Origin of the sequence: Duganella sp. 1224 (genome assembly GCF_013408245.1) — a bacterium.
GTDB lineage: Bacteria > Pseudomonadota > Gammaproteobacteria > Burkholderiales > Burkholderiaceae_D > Rugamonas.
In genome coordinates this window covers 215,095-233,633 of sequence record NZ_JACBYS010000005.1, presented here as the reverse complement: position 1 = coordinate 233,633, position 18,539 = coordinate 215,095, and the positions used below count along the sequence as shown (strand labels likewise).

The following is an 18,539-nucleotide window of genomic DNA, read 5'->3' as shown; positions in this document are numbered from 1 at the left end:
TCTATGCGGCACGGGCGCGCATCCGGTTATTTGGCTTTGGTGTCGGGCTTGAGCAGTGTCTCGGTCTTTACCGGCGTATCCGGCTTGGTTTCGCCGACATCGTTGGCCGGCTTGGCGTCGGCCTTCGACACCTGGACCGGCAAGCCCTTGAAGTGGTTCAGCGCCTGCGCCAGCTGGAAGTCGTCGCGGGAGCCGAATTCCACCGGCTTCCATTTCTTCGACAGCGCCGCCATGCGCTGTTCGTCTTCCAGCACATCGCGCTTGTTGGCGACTTCCGGATCCTTGTCGTTGCCGAGGTGTTTTTGCAGGTCGGCCTCGCGCACGCGCAGGCCGTTCAGGCCATCGCCTTCGGCGGTTTCGTCGACCAGCAGATCGGGCGTGATGCCGCGCGCCTGGATGGCGCGGTTCTTCGGCGTGTAGTAGCGCGCGGTGGTCAGCTTGACGGCGGTATCGGCGGTCAGCTGGCGCAGCGTCTGCACCGAACCCTTGCCGAAGGTCTGCTGGCCGATGATGGTGGCGCGCTTGTAGTCCTGCAGCGCGCCGGCCACGATCTCCGAGGCCGAGGCGGAACCGGCGTTCACCAGCACCACCATCGGCACCTCCTTCAGCGCCGCCGGCAGCTTGGCCAGCGGGTCGTTACGGGAACGCGGCGCGTAGAATTCCTGGCGGCCGTAGAAGGTCTCCTTGGAGCTGGCCAACTGGCCATTGGTCGAGACGATCACCGCATCCTTGGGCAGGAAGGCGGCCGATACGCCAATGGCGCCCGGCACCACGCCGCCCGGATCGTTGCGCAGGTCCAGCACCAGGCCCTTGATGTGCGGGTCCTGCTGGTACAGGGCGGTGATCTTCTTCGCCATGTCGTCCACGGTCGGTTCCTGGAACTGCGAGATGCGCACCCACGCATAACCCGGCTCGATGATCTTGGCCTTGACGCTCTGCACGCGGATTTCCTCGCGCGTGATGTTGAACACCAGCGGCTTGTCCTCGTCCTTGCGGCTGATGGTGACGCTGACCCTGGAGTGCGGCTCGCCGCGCATCTTCTTCACCGACTCGTCCAGCGACATGCCCTTGATCAGGGTGCCGTCGATGCGGGTAATCAGGTCGCCGGCCTTGATGCCGGCCTTGAAGGCCGGCGTGTCCTCGATCGGCGACACCACCTTGATGTAGCCATCCTCCATGCCCACCTCGACGCCGATGCCGACGAATTTGCCGGCCACGGTTTCGCGCATTTCGCGGAAGGCTTTCTTATCGAGGTAGACCGAGTGCGGATCGAGCGACGACACCATGCCGGAAATGGCCTCGGTCAGCAGCTTCTTGTCGTCCACGGTTTCGACGTAGTCGGTCTTGATCAGGCCAAACACGTCCGACAGCTGGCGCAGTTCCTCCAGCGGCAACGGCGCGCCGGTGACCTTTTGCGCGATGGCGGAAAACTGGAACGAGGCGGCAACCCCAGCCACCATACCGAGGCCGATCAGGCCGATGCTCTTGACTTTGTTGCCCATATTGTCCGCGTTACCTTAAAACTTGACCCAGCCCGCCGGGTCGAATGTCGCGCCCTGATGGCGAAGTTCGAAGTATAGCCCTGATTCCTCGCTACTGCCGGTATTGCCAACGCTGGAAATCACCTCGCCCGGCTTGACGGTGTCGCCCGGCCGTTTGAACAGCGATTCGTTGTTCGCATACAAGCTCATGTACTGGCCGCCGTGGTCGATGATGATCAGGTTGCCGAAGCCGCGCATCCATTCGGCGATCACCACCCGGCCGGTGGCCACCGCGTGCACCTCGGCGCCCTCGCTGGCGCGGATGAACACGCCTTTCCAGGTCGGCCCCTCGCCGCGGCGGGAGCCGTACTTGGCCGTGACCTTGCCGGCCACCGGCGCGCGCAGCTGACCTTTCAGGCTGGCGAAGGCACCGGCCGGCGCCACCGGCGCCAGCGCGATATCGGCCGGCTTGGCAGGCGTCTCGTCCACCGGCGCCGGGGCCGGCGTCGGCCTGACAGCAGCCACTTTCGGCGGCTCGTCGGCGTCGATCGCGTCGGCCGGGTTGGGCGCGGCCGGCTGCGCCGGCTTGATGGTGCCGGATTTGTTCTGGTTGGCCCGGGCCAGGCGCTGGCGCTCCGCCTCGGCGGCGGCCTTGGCCTTGGCCAGCGCGCGCGCCTCGGCCTCCGCCTTGGCCTTGGCCGCCTTGGCGGCAGCCACCTGTTCCTGGCGTTTCTTCTCGGCGGCGGCAGCGGCGGCCTGCTCGGCGATCAGCTTGTTCAGCTTGTCCACCAGGGCCGTCATGCGCTGCTCGTCGCGCTCCAGGTTGCCCGCCTCCTTGCGCTGGACCACCAGTTTGTTCGACAGGCTGGCCAGCAAGGCCGCGCGGCGGCCCTTTTCCTGCTCCAGTTTCGCTTTCTGCTGCAACTGTTCCTGGGCGATTTCTTCCAGCTCGTCCTTGGCGTTCTGCGCCTGCTCCTGGTTGACCTCGACGGCCTTGAGGTTGGCGCGCAGCGCCTCCAGCAGCCGCGCCTGCGCCTGCGACACATAGGCCAGCATCTGCAGGTCGCGGTTGATGCGGTTGGGATTGTCGCCGGACAACAGCAGCTTGATGCGGTCCTCGTTGCCCGCCACGTACTGCTCGCGCAGCAGCCTGGCCAGCTGCTGTTTCTGCTGGGCGACCGTGGCCGCCAGCCGCTCGTGCTCGGACGACAGCTGCTGCAGCTTGACGTTGGTGTCGGCCTGCTCCTGCTGCAGGTCGCGCAGCGCGCGGTTGGCGTCGGAAATCGCCTGCTCCGACTCGGCCAGCGTGTCGGCCGCGTCGTCCTTGGCGCTCTCGGTCTTGCTGATGTCCTTTTTCAGGGCCGACAGCTTTTGCTGCACGCCGGCGCGCTCGGCCTCGGCCGCCGCTTTCTGCTTGCTGCGCTCGGTCACCTTGCCGAACGGCGCCGCCGGACTGATGCCGGCCGCGCCCATCGACAACATCAGCAGCAACGCTGCCACATGGCGGTACGAAGAAGCCAAATTACTTGGCCTTGCCCTGGTTGGCCACGGCCGCCTGGGCGGCGGCGATGGCGTCGGCGTCGCCCAGGTAGTAGTGGCGGATCGGCTTCAGGTTCTCGTCCAGCTCGTACACCAGCGGGGTGCCGTTGGGAATGTTCAGGCCGACGATGTCGCTGTCGCTGATGCCGTCCAGCATCTTGATCAGCGCGCGCAGGCTGTTGCCGTGGGCCGAGATGATGATCTTCTTGCCGGCCTTGATGGCCGGGGCGATTTCCTCGTCCCAGGCCGGCACCACGCGCGCCACCGTGTCCTTCAGGCACTCGGTCAGCGGAATTTGCTCTTTCGACAAGCCGGCGTAGCGCGGGTCGTTGAAGGAGGCGCGGTCATCGGTCGGCTCCAGCGCCGGCGGCGGCGTGTCGTAGCTGCGGCGCCAGACCAGCACCTGCTGGTCGCCGTACTTGGCGGCGGTTTCCGCCTTGTCCAGGCCCTGCAGCGCGCCGTAGTGACGCTCGTTCAGGCGCCAGTCGTTCTTGATTGGCAGATACATCATGTCCATCTCGTCCAGCGCCAGCCACAGCGTGCGCACGGCGCGCTTCAGCACCGAGGTATAGGCCAGGTCGAAGCTGTAGCCGCCCTCTTTCAGCAGCTTGCCGGCCTGCCTGGCCTCGTTGCTGCCTTTTTCGGTCAGGTCAACATCGGTCCAGCCGGTGAAGCGGTTCGACAGGTTCCAGGTGGATTCGCCATGGCGCATGAAAACGATTTTGTACATGTGGACTATCTTTTCAGGAAAAGTTGGAAAACCGTGTAATAAGAACTTCAAACAGCTTCTATTTTATAATGCGCGGATTAAGTTCAACCATTGGAATCCTGTGAAATTCTTCATCGACAATATTTTTCTGATTGCCATCGTGCTGATTTCCGGCGGCGCCCTGCTGTGGCCGTCGCTAACCGTGCGCGGCAAGCGTGGCAGCCCGCAAGACGTTACCATGTTGATTAATCGCGGCAAGGCCACCATCTTGGATGTGCGCGACGCCAAGGACTACGCCGACGGCCACTTGCCTGAAGCCAAGAACATCCCGCTGGCCGATCTCGACAAGCGCCTGTCCGAACTGGACAAGTTCAAGAGCCGCAGCCTGATCGTGGTGGGCAAGACCGACGCCCGCGCCTCGGCCGCCGCGGCCAAACTGGGGAAAGCCGGCTTTGCCGACGTGGTCAACCTGGAAGGTGGCATTGCAGCCTGGCAAAAAGCCGGCCTGCCACTGGCCAAATAATTGGGAGAATCATCATGACTGCCGAAGTAATCATGTATACCACCGCCGTCTGCCCCTACTGCGTGCGCGCCGAGCGCCTGCTGGAGTCCAAGGGCGTGACCGGCCTGAAGAAGATCCGCGTCGACCTCGACCCGGAACAACGCCTCACCATGATGCAGAAGACCGGCCGCCGCACCGTGCCGCAAATCTACATCGGTGACACCCACGTCGGCGGTTTCGACGATTTGTATGCGCTGGATCAAGCGGGCGGCCTGTCCCCCTTGTTAAATGGCTAATGCGCCCCATAATTGACGCAGGGCCGGGAAACCCTTTAAAACCAACATGGTTTTGATACAATGGCCCTCGCGTTTGATTTGAGCTGTCTTCTAGCCATACCAAGCATACATCATCGAAACTACAACGAAAGCGTTCCATGTCTGAAGAAAATCTGCAACCAGTATTCCAAATCCAACGCGTCTACCTGAAAGACCTGTCGCTGGAACAACCTAATTCGCCGGCGATCTTCCTGGAACAGGAAGCCCCAACCATCGAAGTGGCCCTGGATGTGGGCGCCGAGCCGCTGGCGGACGGCATCTTCGAATCGACCGTGACCATCACCGTGACCGCCAAGGTCAAGGACAAAGTGGCATTCCTGGTGGAAGGCAAGCAGGCTGGCATCTTCGAAGCCCGCAACATTCCTGCGGACCAGCTGGACCCACTGCTGGGCATCGGCTGCCCGAACATCGTTTACCCATACCTGCGTTCGAACATTGCCGACGTCATCACCCGCGCCGGCTTCCCGCCAGTGCACCTGGCGGAAATCAACTTCGAAGTGTTCTACCAGCAGCGCCAGCAGGCGATCGCCGAAGCTGCCGCCCAGGCGCCAGCCGCTGACGCGACCCACTAAGCACCACGCAATACCCTCGCCGCCGGACGCTCGTCCGGCGGTTGTTTCATCCTCTCAAGGTAAGCCATGACATTTCCCCGTTGGATCGCTGCTCTGACCATGACGCTGGCCGCCGCCGGCAGCCAGGCATACGACTTCAAAACGGTGGGCGCCAATCCCGTCATCCTGTACGACGCGCCCTCGACCAAGGGGGGCAAACTGTTTGTCGTGCCGCGCGGCGCGCCGCTGGAAGTGGTGCTGGCCTACGGCGAATGGCTCAAGGTGCGCGACGTCAACGGCGAACTGGCGTGGACCGAGGCCAAGGGCCTGAGTCCGAAACGCAACGTCATCGTCCGCGCCGCCAACCTGAAAATCCGCGCCACGCCGGATGACGGCGCCGCCGCCGTGTTCACCGCCGACAAGGGCGTGCTGCTGGAACTGTCGGAAACCGCGGCCGGCGGCTGGATCAAGGTGCGTCACCGCGACGGCCTGGCTGGCTACGTCAAACAATCGGAAGTCTGGGGCATATAATTGCCGTAGCGGCGCCGCCCCGACGCGCCGGATGAGATCCCATGCAAGAAAACACTAGCAAACATGCGGGCGTGGCCCGCAAGGTGAGCGTGCTCGGCGCAGGCGCCTGGGGCACGGCCGTGGCCATGGCGCTGGCCCAGCGCCACGACGTGCTGCTGTGGGGCCGCAACGCGGCCGCGCTGCGCGACATGGCGCGCGACCGCGTCAACGCCGCCTACCTGCCCGGCCAGCCGTTCCCGGACCGCCTGCAGGTGGCGCCCGACTTCGACGCGGCGCTGGCCCACGTGGCCGCGCCCGGCAGCCTGCTGATCGCCGCCTGCCCGGTGGCCGGCCTGCGGCCGCTGCTGCAATCGCTGCAGGGCCGCGCCATCCCCAACGTGGTGTGGCTGTGCAAGGGTTTTGAATACGATACCGGCCTGCTGCCGCACCAGATCGTCCGCGAGGTGCTGGGCGACGCGGTGCCGGGCGGCGCGCTGTCCGGGCCGTCGTTCGCGCAGGAAGTGGCCAAGGGCCTGCCGTGCGCGCTGACCATCGCCTCCGACTCGGCCGCGCTGCGCGCCTGCGTGGTGGACACCGCGCATGGCGGCAATATGCGCGTCTACTCCAGCGAGGACCTGGCCGGCGTGGAAGTGGGCGGCGCGGTCAAGAACGTGCTGGCGATCGCCACCGGCGCCGCCGATGGCCTGGGACTGGGGCTGAACGCGCGCGCCGCGCTGATCACGCGTGGGCTGGCCGAGATTACCCGTCTGGGCGTGGCGCTGGGCGGCAAGCCGGAAACCTTCATGGGCCTGACCGGCATGGGCGATCTGATCCTGACCTGCACCGGCGACCTGTCGCGCAACCGCCGCGTCGGGCTGGGGCTGGCGCAAGGCAAGCCGCTGGCGGTGATCGTGCAGGAGCTGGGCCACGTGGCGGAAGGCGTGCCGTGTGCCAAGGCGGTGCGCGAACTGGCGGGCAAGCTGGGCGTCGAGATGCCGATCACCAATGCGGTGGCGGGGGTGTTGTTCGATGGCGACCAACCCCAGACCATGGTCGCCCGCCTGCTGTCGCGCGACCCCAAAGACGAATAACCCCGCGACACCGTCCGGTCTGGCCCGTGCGCCGATATGGGGTCTGACCCCGCACGGGGTCAGACCCCGTGGAGCTTGCGGGGTTACGCCTCTTCCAAATCCGACTTCGCCTCGCGCATCCACTGCACCAGCGGATACGCGTCCTTCAAGCCCGCGGCGAGAACAGGCACCAGCTTCTCCGGCTGATTCAGCGGCAAATCGATCTCGGTCCACACAAAGAAACTCTTGAGCTTGATGTACTCGATATGCTCATGCTCGGGATCGAAGCCCTTGGGCGGCCGCATCAGCTTGCCCTCGTCCTGGATATCGCCGTAGGTGGCCACCAGCCGCTTGTTCTTCAGCACCTTGCGGAAGCCGGCCGCGTCATCGACCATGTGCTGGCGCAGCGCCTTCAACCGGTGCGGCGGCGGCATGTACTCGCCGGCGCCAAACAGCAGCTTGCCGTGGCCATCGATCTGCATGTAATAAGTCGGCCCGCCGGCCTTGCTCGGGCGGCGCATGTCGTTCGGCGCCACCGCCGCCGAAAAGCGCGTCTTGTACGGGCTTTTATCGTGGGCGAAGCGCACGTCGCGGTTGATGCGGAACATCGCCTTCTTCGGATTGCTGAACTTGACCTGCGCATCGAACTTGCCCAGTTCCGCAATCATCTGCGTCACCACCTGCAGAAATTCCTCGCGCAGGATGTCATAGCGCGGCTTGTTCATGATGAACCACGGCCGGTTGTTGTTGTCCGCCAGTTCGCGCAGGTATTGGGTCAGATCGCGCAGATGCATTACATTCCTTATTTGGTGTTGGCCGGCCGCTTGCCGACCGTGATGTCGAGCGTGGTTTCCCGGTTCTTGCGCAGGACCGTCATTTTAGCTTTTCCGCCCGGAACCAGCTGGGCGATGAGATTGAGCATGCTGTTGGTGTCCGTCACCGGTTGGCCGTCGACCGACAGCAAGATGTCGCCCGGCTTGATGCCGCCCTTGTCGGCCGGGCCGTTGCGCACCACGCCGGCGATGATGGCGCCGCTCTGGCGCTGCAGGCCGAAACTGCTGGCCAGCTCGGGCGTGATCTCCTGGCTCTCGACGCCGATCCAGCCGCGCACCACGTGGCCGGTCTTGATGATGGCTTCCATCACGTTCTTGGCGGTCGACACCGGAATCGCGAAGCCGATGCCGACCGAGCCGCCGGACTGCGAATAAATCGCCGAGTTGATGCCCAGCAGATTGCCGCCGGTGTCCACCAGCGCCCCGCCCGAGTTGCCGAAGTTGATGGCGGCGTCGGTCTGGATGAAGTTCTCGAAATGGTTGATGTGCAGGTTGTTGCGCCCCAGCGCGGAAATGATGCCCATGGTCACCGTCTGGCCGACGCCGAAGGGGTTGCCGATGGCCAGCACCACGTCGCCCACCTGCGCCTGCTCGGCCTGGCCCAGCACGATCACCGGCAGCTTGTCGAGGTTGATCTTGATGACGGCCAGGTCGGTCTCCGGATCGGTGCCGACCAGCCGGGCGGCGGCCTTGCGGCCGTCGGCCAGCACCACCTCGATCTCGTCGGCCGCCTCCACCACGTGGTTGTTGGTCAGGATGTAGCCCTGCGCCGAGACGATCACGCCCGAGCCCAGGCTGGACTCCTCGTCGTCATCGTCGCGCTCGCGGTTGTCGAAGAATTTCTTGAAGAACGGGTCGCGCAGCAACGGGTGCTTGCCGCGCTTGGGCATCTTGCTGGTGATGATGTTGACCACCGCCGGCATGGCGCGCGCGGCGGCCGCCCGGTACGAGCCGGCCGCCGACAGCGGCGGCTTGGACGGCCCGGCCTCCAGCATCGCCGCCGGATGGTCGGTGCTGCCCATCTGCTGCACCCGCACCGGCGCCGGACGCTCGCCGCCCACCGCCTTATAAACAAAATACAGTGCCAATACGACGGTCACCGTTTGCGCAAACAATAACCAGAGTCGTCGCATCGCAGTCCAGCCTGCCGCTCGTGAGGCGGCTTCCAATTATTTTTTCAGAGAATCGCGAATTTCGCGCAGCAGCACAATATCTTCCGGCGGTGGCGGCGGCGGCGCGGCGGCAGCGGCGGCCTCGTCCTGCTTGTGGCCCAGCGTGCGCGCCTTGTTCATCAACCGCACCATCTGGAAGATGACAAACGCCAGGATGATAAAGTTCAGCAGGATAGTAGCAAAATTCCCGTAGGCGAACACGGCGCCCAGTTTCTTGGCTTCCGCCAGGCTCAGATTGGCCGCCTGGCCGTTGAGCGGGATGTAGTAGTTGGCGAAGTCCAGCCCGCCAAACAGCTTGCCGATCGGCGGCATGATGATGTCGGCCACCAGCGAATCGACGATCTTGCCGAAGGCGCCGCCGATGATGACGCCCACCGCCAGATCGACCACATTGCCCTTCATCGCGAATTCTTTGAATTCCTTCATCATTGCCATATTTTTATCCTCGCTGTGTGGTCAATTGTGAACAAAACTGCACTTGGATCATACTATTTTTTCAATTGGATTCCAAACACGCTTGTCGTTTACGCATTTGCAAGCCGAATTACGCTATAAATTGACCTACATCAATTTCCGCTCATCCCCCGAGCCTCTATCATCGCACCGGGAACGGTGTTCAGCCTGTACAACTTGGGAATCGAGCAACGTTGGTGTAAAGAGTTGCATCTTGCATACCTTCTCATGTAAGGTTGCTGGATTTCGTGCTTTATCCAAGTTTTCAGGCTTTCAGGCTGTACACATTTCTCTAGATTTTGTTCGCACTTTGACTGATTGGGGTTTGTATGAGTAACGAAAAGCAGGTCGATTCAGGCCGCCGCGGATTGCTGGTGGCGACCGGCGCGGCGGGCGGGGTAGTGGGACTGGCCACCGCGGGCGCATTGGTAAGCACCTTTCAGCCGTCGGAACGCGCCAAGGCGGCCGGCGCGCCGGTCGAAGTGGATATCTCCACGCTCAACCCGGGCGAAATGAAAACCGTCGAATGGCGCGGCAAGCCGGTCTGGATCATCAAGCGCACGCCGGACATGATCGCGTCGCTCAAGAAAACCGACGGCAAGGTGGCCGACGCCGACTCCAAGCGCAATCCCGAAGAATTCACCCCCGAATACGCCCGCAACGAATGGCGCTCGCGCAAGCCCGAGCTCATGGTTGCGGTCGGCATCTGCACCCACCTGGGCTGCTCACCCTCGTCCAAGTTCACCCCCGGTCCGCAGCCCAACCTGCCGGACGACTGGGAAGGTGGCTTCCTCTGCCCTTGCCATGGCTCGACTTTCGACATGGCTGGCCGTGTATTTAAGAACAAACCGGCACCGGACAACCTGCAGGTGCCGCGCTATATGTTTTTGAGCGACACCAAGCTGGTCATCGGTAAAGACGAGAAAGGCGAGGCATAACATGGGCGCGTTCAAGGAGACAAAATTCCCGGCCGACGCACCGGCCGCACAAAAAGCCCTGGGCTGGATCGACGACCGCTTCCCGCTCAGCAAGCTGTGGAATGATCAGTGGGGCAAGTACTACGCCCCGAAAAACTTCAATTTCTGGTACATCTTCGGCTCGCTGGCGATGCTGGTGCTGGTGCTGCAGATCGTCACCGGCATCTTCCTGACCATGCACTACAAGCCGGACGCCAACCTGGCCTTCGGCTCGGTCGAATACATCATGCGCGAGGTGCCGTGGGGCTGGCTGGTGCGCTATATGCACTCGACCGGCGCCTCGTCGTTCTTCATCATCATCTACCTGCACATGACGCGTGGCCTGCTGTACGGCTCGTACCGCAAGCCGCGCGAGCTGATCTGGCTGTTCGGCTTTGCCATCTTCCTGTGCCTGATGGCCGAGGCCTTCTTTGGCTACCTGCTGCCGTGGGGCCAGATGTCGTACTGGGGCGCGCAGGTGATCGTCAACCTGTTCGGCGCCATCCCCTTCATCGGCCCCGACCTGTCGCTGTGGATCCGCGGCGACTACGTGGTGTCCGACGCCACGCTGAACCGCTTCTTCGCCTTCCACGTGATCGCCATCCCGCTGGTGCTGCTGGGCCTGGTGGCGGCGCACCTGATCGCGCTGCACGAAATCGGTTCGAGCAACCCGGACGGCATCGAGGTCAAGGAAAACCTCGGCGCCGACGGCCACCCGGTCGACGCCATCCCCTCGCACCCCTACTACACGGTGCACGACCTGTTCGGCGTGTCGGTGTTCCTGCTGCTGTTCAGCGCGGTGGTGTTCTTTGCGCCGGAAATGGGCGGCTACTTCTTGGAGTACAACAACTTCCTGCCGGGCGACTCGCTGAAGACCCCGCTGCACATCGCGCCGACCTGGTACTTCACCGCGTTCTACTCGGTGCTGCGCGCCACCACCGCCGACTTCATGTGGGTGCTGATGTGCTTTGTGGCGGTCTACGTGGTGTTCATCTGGCTCAAGTCGCGCCTGGCGCGCACCACCAAGATCGTCATTGCCGCGATCGCGCTGCTGGCCATCGTCGGCATGCTGCCGCAGGTGCTGGACGCCAAGTTCTGGGGCGTGGTGTTCTTCGGCTCGTCGGTGGTGATCCTGGCCTTCCTGCCATGGCTGGACAAGTCGCCGGTCAAGTCGATCCGCTACCGCCCGAGCTGGCACAAATACGTGTACGCCGTGTTCTTCCTGTCGTTCCTGACGCTGGGCTACCTGGGCACGCTGCCGCCGACCGACGGCCGCACCATCGTTTCGCAAGTGTGCACCCTGCTGTACTTTAGCTTCTTCCTGTTCATGCCCTGGTGGAGCGCCATGGGCACGTTCAAGAAGGTGCCGGACCGCGTGGTCTTCCACGCCCACTGACCGCTAAAGGATAAAAGGACAACACATGAACTTCCCGAAACGACTGCTTGCCATGCTGGCCCTGCTGCCGGCGCTGGCCCTGGCCAACGAAGGCGGCGTGGCGCTGGACAAGGCGCCGGACCGCTCCAACAACCTGGCGGCGCTGCAGCACGGCGCCAAATTGTTCGTCAATTACTGCCTGAACTGTCATAATGCGTCCTCCATGCGCTACAACCGCCTGAAAGACCTGGGCTTGAGCGAGGAGCAGATCAAGGCCAATCTGCTGTTTACCGGGGACAAGGTGGGCGAAATGATGACCACCACCATGAATCCGAAGGACGCCAAGGCGTGGTTCGGCGTGGTGCCGCCGGACCTGTCGGTGATCCAGCGCGCGAAAGCCTCGGGTGCGGGCACCGGCAGCGACTACCTGTACACTTACCTGCGCACGTTCTACAAGGACGACACCCGCCCCACCGGCTGGAACAATCTCGTGCTCAACAATGTGGCGATGCCGCATGTATTGTGGGAATTGCAAGGTATTCAGCGGAAAATTGACAAAGAAGTACCGGATCCGCACGAACACGGCAAAATGATTCACGAGTTTGCTGGATTTGAGCAGGTCACTCCGGGTAAACTAAGCAAGATTGAGTACGACACCGCCGTGGCCGACCTGGTCGGCTACATGGAGTGGATGGCCGAGCCGGCGGCGCAGACCCGCAAGAAACTCGGCGCCGCGGTGGTGCTGTTTATGGCCTTGTTCGCCTTCCTGGCCTGGCGCCTGAACGCGTCGTACTGGAAAGATGTGAAATAGACGAGAGCGCCGGCTGGTACGGCGCTTGTTTTTGCGAAGCCCGCATCGACGGGCCGATATGGGGTGATCCGTTCGCGGCCCACCCCCTTTTGTTCTTCTAAGGAACGATAAACATGATGGTTCTCTACTCGGGCACGACCTGCCCATTTTCGCAACGCTGCCGCCTGGTCCTGTTTGAAAAAGGCATGGACTTCGAAGTGCGCGATGTCGACCTGTTCAACAAGCCGGAAGATATCTCGACCATGAATCCGTATGGTCAGGTGCCGATTCTGGTCGAGCGCGAGCTGATCCTGTACGAATCGAACATCATCAACGAGTACATCGACGAGCGCTTCCCGCACCCGCAGCTGATGCCGGCCGACCCGCTGATGCGCGCGCGCGCCCGCCTGATGCTGTTCAACTTCGAAAAAGAACTGTTCGTCCACGTGCACACGCTGGAAAGCGAGCGCGCCAAGGGCAACGACAAGAGCCACGACAAGGCCCGCGCCGAAATCCGCGACCGCCTGACCACGCTGGCGCCGCTGTTCCTGAAGAACAAATACATGCTGGGCGACGAATTCTCGATGCTGGACGTGGCGGTCGCGCCGCTGCTGTGGCGTCTGGATCACTACGGCATCGAACTGTCGAAGACCGCCGCGCCGCTGATGAAATACGCCGAGCGCATCTTCTCGCGTCCGGCCTACATCGAAGCGCTGACGCCGTCGGAAAAGGTCATGCGCCGTTAAGCGGCCCGACCGTGTTAGTCTGAAGACCCGCGGCGCGCCGGCCGGCTCCCTGGCCGGCGGCGCGCCGTGTTTTTACCGCAGTCTGGAACCCCATGTCTGAAATCTCCACCAAGCCCTACCTGCTGCGCGCCATCTACGAATGGTGCACGGACAGCGGCTACACCCCCTACCTCGCCGTCAAGGTCGACGCCGCCACGACGGTGCCGATGGAATACGTCAAAAAGGGCGAAATCGTGCTCAACATCAGCTTCGGCGCCACCTCGGGGCTGAAGATGGACAACGACAGCATCCGCTTCCACGCCCGCTTCGGCGGCGTCTCGCGCGAGATCTTCATCCCGGTCAACAACGTGATGGCCATCTACGCCAACGAAAACGGCCAGGGCATGGCCTTCGAACCGCAACTGGGCCAGCCCTCGGCGCCGGCGCCGGAAGCGGCCGAAGACGTGCCGGCCGCGCCGGTGCTGTCAGCCGTCCCCAGCGCCGCGGGCGAGGCCAAAACCGAGCCGTCCGAGCCGCCAAGCGACGACACCGACCCGCCCAAAAAGGGCGGCCGCCCCACCCTGACGCGTATTAAATAGCGTATAATTCGCCCCGTAAAAGTCACGCCGGCTTAGCTCATTTGGTAGAGCAGTTGATTTGTAATCATCAGGTGGCCAGTTCGAAACCGGCAGCCGGCACCAGTAAATCAAACACTTAGCCCAACCTCACGAGGTTGGGCTTTTTGTTATATGAGCCTAGCGATCTCCCCAGATATGCAGTCACAGGGGATCTACAGTCCCTATCGGACTATGCGTTCCGATTGGCAGTATCCATGCAGTTTCGACCAGAAAATTGATATAGTTCTATCTTCAATCAGCCGCTTGCGCCCCAACACTGCGCGGTCCGGCGTTTTGTTCTCACCCAATCCCGTGAGTCTTCTTCGAGGTGAGAACTATGCAATCCCGTACCAACCAACGCTTCGCCGAAGCGGTCGAGCAGGCTGTGGTCATTGATGCGCTCAGCGGCGCCGCCACCGCCTGGGCTTTCCTGGAGGCGCACGATGTGCCGCGTGACACGATTCTGCGCGTCCTGTCCAAGGCCTCCGTCCGTCGCCGCTCGGATAATCCGACCGCCAGCACCCTCGACAAGTGCCGTTGAAATTTTCTTTTTAGCATCTTTACTTCATGCAATAATATCGTTTTCTCAATAGACGTTATTTTAATGAAGCTGAAGATTTGCTGCGCGCTACTGCTGGCATGGGCGCAGGTGTACGCGGAGGATGGGCCGCAAACCGTCGTGGTCAATGGTCAGACGGATGTGGAAGCGAGCCGCGATTTCGTCGCCGGCAAACTGATCATCAGCAGGAAGACGCTGGAGGACAGCGGCCAGCAAAACGTCGGCGATGCGCTCAAACGCGAGCCGGCGGTCACCATCGGCAAGGACGGCCGCCTTGGCCTGCTCGGCCTGCCCGGCTACACGCAACTGCTGGTCGACGGCAAGGAAAGCAGCTTCGATCCTTACGCGATGGATCTGGCGCAGGTGGAGCGCATCGAGATCATCAAGTCCGCCACTGCCGCCACCGGGCCGTTCGGTATCGCCGGCACCATCAACATCATCCGCCGCAAGATCGCCCGCCAGACGATGACGCAGTTGAAGGCCGGCGCCACCACCGCGTCCGGCTACGGCGGCGCCAACGCCACGCTGGTCAGCAGTCAGCTGCCGTCCAGCCTGCCGTTGAGCTACAACGTCGTGCTGATGGCAAGCAGCCGCACCACGCCCAGCGCTACCCAGTACCAGCAGACGCAAAGTTTGAACGGCGCGGCGCCGGCGCCGCAATTGCAGGGCGACACCACGAGCGCAAGCCGCTTCGACATGCTGATGGCCAGCAGCGAGATCGCCTGGACCGTCGATCCGCGCCACAAGCTGTCGTTCAATCCGGAAGCATCGTATTTTGGCACGCGCGCCCATGGCGATGAACAGCGGCGCTGGGTGGATGACAGCAGCTTGTCGGTCGCGCGCCGGCAGCGCCAGGATTCGGCCCTGATCGGTCTGCCGTTCGTCTGGGAGTGGAAAATCAGCGACGACAGCCGTTTGTCGCTGAAGCCGCGCTTCAACCGCATGCACATCGACGATACCACGCACCGGCGCGAAGACTGGTCGGCCGAGGGTGATCACTTGCGTGAGCAGGGCCGCGACCGCGACATGATCAACCGCTTCCTCGATCTGACGTTCAATACCAGCGTTGCCGGCGGCCACGATGTCTCCACCGGCCTCAAGCTCGTAAAGAACGATGCCAGCAACGATTACACCGATCTGATCGACGGCCGGCCCGACCTGAGCCAGGCTGTGCTGGGCACCAGCGCGCACGCGCGCGTCGAGCGCTACCAGGTGTTTGCCCAGGACGAGTGGCGCGTGAACAAAAACCTGTCGCTCAATCTCGGCTTGTCCGGCGAGCAGCGCCAACACGCGCTGGACGAGGGTGACGTGCACCACCAGCCGCGCTTCCGCGTCTGGTCGCCGACGGCGCACGTGGCGTACAAGATCGACGGCAATAGCAAGCGTCAGTTGCGCGCTTCGGTGGCGCGCGCCTTCCAGGCGCCCGAGTCCGATCAATTGCTGCTGCACCCAAGCATCAACCCGCTGGCGCCCTGCTACGACCGCGCGCTGTGCGGCGCCAACACGCTGGACACGGCCGACAGCGCCGGCAATCCTGATCTGTCGCCGGAGCGCTCGCTGGGCGTCAATCTGTCCTACGCGCACGGACTGGGCGCCAGCAGCGAGGCCAAGATCGAAATCTACACGCGCGATATCCGCCACAAGATCGGCACCGAACTGGCGCTGCAAAACGTGGCGTGGGCCAGCGTGCCGCGCTATGTCGTGCGGCCGGCCAATCTGGGCGACGCCACGCTGCGCGGCATCAATCTGGACGGCCGCCTGGCCTTGCGCGATGTGTGGAAGACGGCGCCGAACCTGGATCTGCAAGGCAGTGTCGGCTACGCGCATTCCGCGCTGCGCGACCTGCCAGGACCGGACAACCGCCTGGACGGCCAACTGCCCTGGCGCGCCAAGCTGAGCGCCGGCTATGCGCCGGCCGAAGCGCCGGTCAAGCTGAACCTGGACGCCAACTGGCTACCGGGCGACTGGTTCCGCAACAACCTCACGCAGCGCACGTATCAGTCGTACCGATACACGCTGAACGCCAGCGCCAACTGGAAGGTCAACGCCACGCAGCGCGTCATCGTCAGCGCCGACAATCTGCTGGCGAAAGACAACCGCAGCATCAGCGAATACTACGGCCTCAACCAGACGCTGCGCCGCTACACCAATAGCGACGCCTACACCCGCTTCTCGGTGCGGCTGGAAACCAGCCTGTAGGCTACACTGCTCTCACTTTATTGTTGAATGGAGTGAGACATGACCCGCAAGACCGCCGCCGATTTCGATCCGCAAGTTCTTCAGCTGTTCGACCAGTACGTCCATGGCGGCATCAGCCGCCGCGATTTCCTGTCGTCCGCCACGCGCTACGCGGTCGGCGGCACCACGGCGGCCGGCCTGCTGGCCGCGCTGAGCCCGAGCTTTGCCGCGCCGCTGGTCACACCGGACGACAAGCGCATCCACGCCCGCTACGTCGAGCTGCCGTCGCCGCAGGGCAACGGCAAGGTGCGCGGTTATCTTGTGTCGCCGGCAGGCGCCCAGGGCAAGCTGCCAACGGTGCTGGTGGTACATGAGAATCGCGGCCTGAATCCGCACATCGAGGACATCGCGCGCCGTCTGGCGCTGGACGGTTTCATCGCCTTCGCGCCGGACGCGCTGTATCCGCTGGGCGGTTATCCGGGCGACGAGGACAAGGCGCGCGACCTGTTCGGCAAGCTGGACCAGACCAAGACGCGCGCCGATTTTATCGCCGCCGCACGCTGGCTGCAGCAACAGCCGGACGGCAACGGCAAGCTGGGCGTGGTGGGCTTCTGCTACGGCGGCGGCATCGCCAACTACCTGGCGACACAGCTGCCGGATCTGCTGGCGGCCGTGCCCTTCTATGGCGCCCAGCCCAAGGCCGAGGACGCCGCGCGCATCAAGGCCCAGTTGCTGATTCACGACGCCGGCAAGGACGAATGCATCCGCGCCGGCTGGCCGGCCTACGACAAGGCACTGAAGGAGGCGGGGGTGCGGTACGAATACCACGTCTATGAAGGCGTCGAGCACGGCTTCAATAACGACACCACGCCGCGCTATGACGCGGCGGCCGCCAAGCTGGCCTGGCAGCGCACCGTCGACTTCCTGCGCGCCCGCCTGGCATAAAAAACCCCGCGTCGTGCGCGGGGCGGTGGCTTACGATTTGGCGAAGGCCAGGAAGTCGTTGTGGAACTTCTCTTTGTGCGTATCGGTCAAACCGTGTGGCGCACCTGGGTAGACGATCAGTTTCGACCCCTTGACGATCTTGGCCGAAGCGATGCCGGCGGCTTTGATCGGCACGATCTGGTCGTCATCGCCGTGGATGATCAGCGTTGGCTTGTCGAACTTTTTCAGGTCTTCACGCATATCGGTTTCCGAGAAGGCCTTGATCGAGTCATAGGTGTTTTTAAAGCCGCCTTGCATGCCCTGCGAGTACCATGCCTGGATGATGCCTTGCGATGGCTTGGCGCCAGGGCGGTTGTAGTTGTAGAACGGGCCGGAGGCCAGGTCCAGGTACAGCTGGCCGCGATCCTTGATCGAGGCGGCGCGCAGGCCGTCGAACACTTCGATCGGCGTGCCGTCCGGATTGTCGGCGGTTTTCAGCATCAGCGGTGGCACCGCCGAAATCAGGCCCAGCTTGGCGATGCGCTTGGTGCCGTGGCGGCCCACGTAGCGCGCCACCTCGCCGCCGCCGGTCGAGAAGCCGGCCAGGATGATGTTGTTCAGGTTAAGCGCTTCGATCAGTTGCGCCAGGTCGTCGGCGTAGTGATCCATGTCGTTGCCCTCCCATGGCTGGCTCGAACGGCCGTGGCCGCGGCGGTCGTGGGTGATCACGCGGAAGCCGTTGTTGGCCAGGAAGAACGCCGCCGATTCCCAGCTGTCCGAGCTCAGCGGCCAGCCGTGGCTCAGGATCACCGGCTGGCCGTTGCGCGGACCCCAGTCCTTGTAATAGATCTCGACGCCGTCGCGGGTGGTGATGGTGCTGACGCTCTTGGTCACCGGACCTTTGCCGGCAGCGACCGGCGCGGCTTCCGCGCTGCCGCCCGCCAGCGCGGCCAGCGGCACGGCGACAGCGGCCGCAGCGGCGCCAGCGCCACTGAACATTGCGGAACGACGGGACAGGCTTACTTGGTCTTGGGTATTTTTGCTCATGATGGGCTCCATTTATATAGATAACTATTAAGTAGCAAGCTATTCTTTTCGGTCTTGCCGGGCCGCGATGCGCTGCCCATGTGCATAATATATATCGCGCACTATCCAATAGCAAGCAATTTTTAAAAAAGACTGGTTGACGGCAAAACCATCAAGTTAGCGTTTGATGAGTCATTCCGGCGCAGGCCGGAATCCATGGACAGCCTGCGTCAT

General features: G+C 63.1%; 20 protein-coding genes and 1 tRNA gene. 14 read left to right on the top strand and 7 right to left on the bottom strand.

Annotated elements, in window-relative coordinates; genetic code table 11:
* Positions 1-26 precede the first annotated feature (26 nt).
* Genes FHW58_RS21110 through gpmA form a run of 3 tightly spaced genes read right to left on the bottom strand, consistent with a single transcriptional unit; the run spans position 27 to position 3,750 of the window.
* Positions 27-1,502: a S41 family peptidase gene (locus tag FHW58_RS21110; RefSeq protein ID WP_179675141.1), complete on the bottom strand. Its 1,476-nt coding sequence runs from the start codon at positions 1,500-1,502 to the stop codon at positions 27-29.
* 15 nt (positions 1,503-1,517) lie between these two features.
* Entirely contained in the window at positions 1,518-2,963 is a 1,446-nt protein-coding gene (locus FHW58_RS21105; protein WP_179675218.1) for a murein hydrolase activator EnvC, read from the bottom strand.
* 40 nt (positions 2,964-3,003) lie between these two features.
* A complete protein-coding gene (gpmA, locus tag FHW58_RS21100) occupies positions 3,004-3,750 on the bottom strand; it encodes a 2,3-diphosphoglycerate-dependent phosphoglycerate mutase (RefSeq protein WP_179675140.1) in 747 nt (248 codons plus the stop codon).
* Positions 3,751-3,850: 100 nt separating this feature from the next.
* Here gpmA and FHW58_RS21095 point away from each other — a divergent pair, with 100 nt between their 5' ends.
* The 5 genes from FHW58_RS21095 to FHW58_RS21075 all read left to right on the top strand — a co-directional run bounded on the left by FHW58_RS21095 (position 3,851) and on the right by FHW58_RS21075 (position 6,718).
* Positions 3,851-4,252 carry a rhodanese-like domain-containing protein gene (locus tag FHW58_RS21095; protein WP_179675139.1) on the top strand — a complete coding sequence of 134 codons (402 nt, stop codon included), beginning with the start codon at positions 3,851-3,853 and terminating at the stop codon, positions 4,250-4,252.
* Positions 4,253-4,266: 14 nt separating this feature from the next.
* The gene (gene grxC, locus FHW58_RS21090; RefSeq protein WP_179675138.1) at positions 4,267-4,527 is read left to right on the top strand and encodes a glutaredoxin 3; all 261 of its coding nucleotides are present in this window, start codon (positions 4,267-4,269) and stop codon (positions 4,525-4,527) included.
* A gap of 137 nt (positions 4,528-4,664) precedes the next feature.
* Positions 4,665-5,138, top strand: coding sequence for a protein-export chaperone SecB (gene secB, locus FHW58_RS21085; RefSeq protein WP_179675137.1), 474 nt, complete (start codon positions 4,665-4,667; stop codon positions 5,136-5,138).
* 66 nt (positions 5,139-5,204) lie between these two features.
* Positions 5,205-5,648, top strand: a complete 444-nt coding sequence (locus tag FHW58_RS21080) for an SH3 domain-containing protein (protein WP_179675136.1) — start codon at positions 5,205-5,207, stop codon at positions 5,646-5,648.
* A 41-nt stretch (positions 5,649-5,689) separates the two neighbouring features.
* A complete protein-coding gene (locus FHW58_RS21075; protein ID WP_179675135.1) occupies positions 5,690-6,718 on the top strand; it encodes an NAD(P)H-dependent glycerol-3-phosphate dehydrogenase in 1,029 nt (342 codons plus the stop codon).
* An 83-nt stretch (positions 6,719-6,801) separates the two neighbouring features.
* Here FHW58_RS21075 and FHW58_RS21070 read toward each other — a convergent pair whose 3' ends face one another.
* Genes FHW58_RS21070 through mscL form a run of 3 tightly spaced genes read right to left on the bottom strand, consistent with a single transcriptional unit; the run spans position 6,802 to position 9,137 of the window.
* The gene (locus FHW58_RS21070) at positions 6,802-7,491 is read right to left on the bottom strand and encodes a DUF2461 domain-containing protein (RefSeq protein ID WP_179675134.1); all 690 of its coding nucleotides are present in this window, start codon (positions 7,489-7,491) and stop codon (positions 6,802-6,804) included.
* 8 nt (positions 7,492-7,499) lie between these two features.
* A complete protein-coding gene (locus FHW58_RS21065; RefSeq protein WP_179675133.1) occupies positions 7,500-8,663 on the bottom strand; it encodes a S1C family serine protease in 1,164 nt (387 codons plus the stop codon).
* 36 nt (positions 8,664-8,699) lie between these two features.
* Positions 8,700-9,137: a large conductance mechanosensitive channel protein MscL gene (gene mscL / locus FHW58_RS21060; RefSeq protein WP_304506275.1), complete on the bottom strand. Its 438-nt coding sequence runs from the start codon at positions 9,135-9,137 to the stop codon at positions 8,700-8,702.
* A 347-nt stretch (positions 9,138-9,484) separates the two neighbouring features.
* On the opposite strand from mscL, the gene petA reads away from it, so the two are divergent.
* The 9 genes from petA (at position 9,485) to FHW58_RS21015 (ending at position 17,300) form a co-directional block, all read left to right on the top strand.
* Complete coding sequence (gene petA / locus FHW58_RS21055) at positions 9,485-10,093, top strand: ubiquinol-cytochrome c reductase iron-sulfur subunit (protein WP_179675132.1); 609 nt, start codon at positions 9,485-9,487, stop codon at positions 10,091-10,093.
* A 1-nt stretch (position 10,094) separates the two neighbouring features.
* The gene (locus FHW58_RS21050) at positions 10,095-11,507 is read left to right on the top strand and encodes a cytochrome bc complex cytochrome b subunit (RefSeq protein ID WP_179675131.1); all 1,413 of its coding nucleotides are present in this window, start codon (positions 10,095-10,097) and stop codon (positions 11,505-11,507) included.
* Positions 11,508-11,532: 25 nt separating this feature from the next.
* A complete protein-coding gene (locus FHW58_RS21045) occupies positions 11,533-12,297 on the top strand; it encodes a cytochrome c1 (protein WP_179675130.1) in 765 nt (254 codons plus the stop codon).
* A gap of 113 nt (positions 12,298-12,410) precedes the next feature.
* Positions 12,411-13,022 (top strand): glutathione S-transferase N-terminal domain-containing protein, encoded by a 612-nt coding sequence (locus FHW58_RS21040; protein ID WP_072788101.1) that lies wholly within the window; start codon positions 12,411-12,413, stop codon positions 13,020-13,022.
* A 92-nt stretch (positions 13,023-13,114) separates the two neighbouring features.
* The gene (locus FHW58_RS21035) at positions 13,115-13,600 is read left to right on the top strand and encodes a ClpXP protease specificity-enhancing factor (RefSeq protein WP_179675129.1); all 486 of its coding nucleotides are present in this window, start codon (positions 13,115-13,117) and stop codon (positions 13,598-13,600) included.
* Between the two features lie 26 nt (positions 13,601-13,626).
* Positions 13,627-13,702, top strand: a tRNA-Thr gene (locus FHW58_RS21030).
* A 253-nt stretch (positions 13,703-13,955) separates the two neighbouring features.
* Entirely contained in the window at positions 13,956-14,159 is a 204-nt protein-coding gene (locus FHW58_RS21025; RefSeq protein ID WP_179675128.1) for a hypothetical protein, read from the top strand.
* A 63-nt stretch (positions 14,160-14,222) separates the two neighbouring features.
* On the top strand, positions 14,223-16,376 hold the full coding sequence (locus tag FHW58_RS21020; protein WP_179675127.1) for a TonB-dependent receptor: 2,154 nt from the start codon (positions 14,223-14,225) through the stop codon (positions 16,374-16,376).
* A gap of 39 nt (positions 16,377-16,415) precedes the next feature.
* Complete coding sequence (locus FHW58_RS21015) at positions 16,416-17,300, top strand: dienelactone hydrolase family protein (RefSeq protein WP_179675126.1); 885 nt, start codon at positions 16,416-16,418, stop codon at positions 17,298-17,300.
* Between the two features lie 30 nt (positions 17,301-17,330).
* Here FHW58_RS21015 and FHW58_RS21010 read toward each other — a convergent pair whose 3' ends face one another.
* A complete protein-coding gene (locus tag FHW58_RS21010; protein WP_179675125.1) occupies positions 17,331-18,326 on the bottom strand; it encodes an alpha/beta fold hydrolase in 996 nt (331 codons plus the stop codon).
* Between the last annotated feature and the right edge of the window lie 213 nt (positions 18,327-18,539).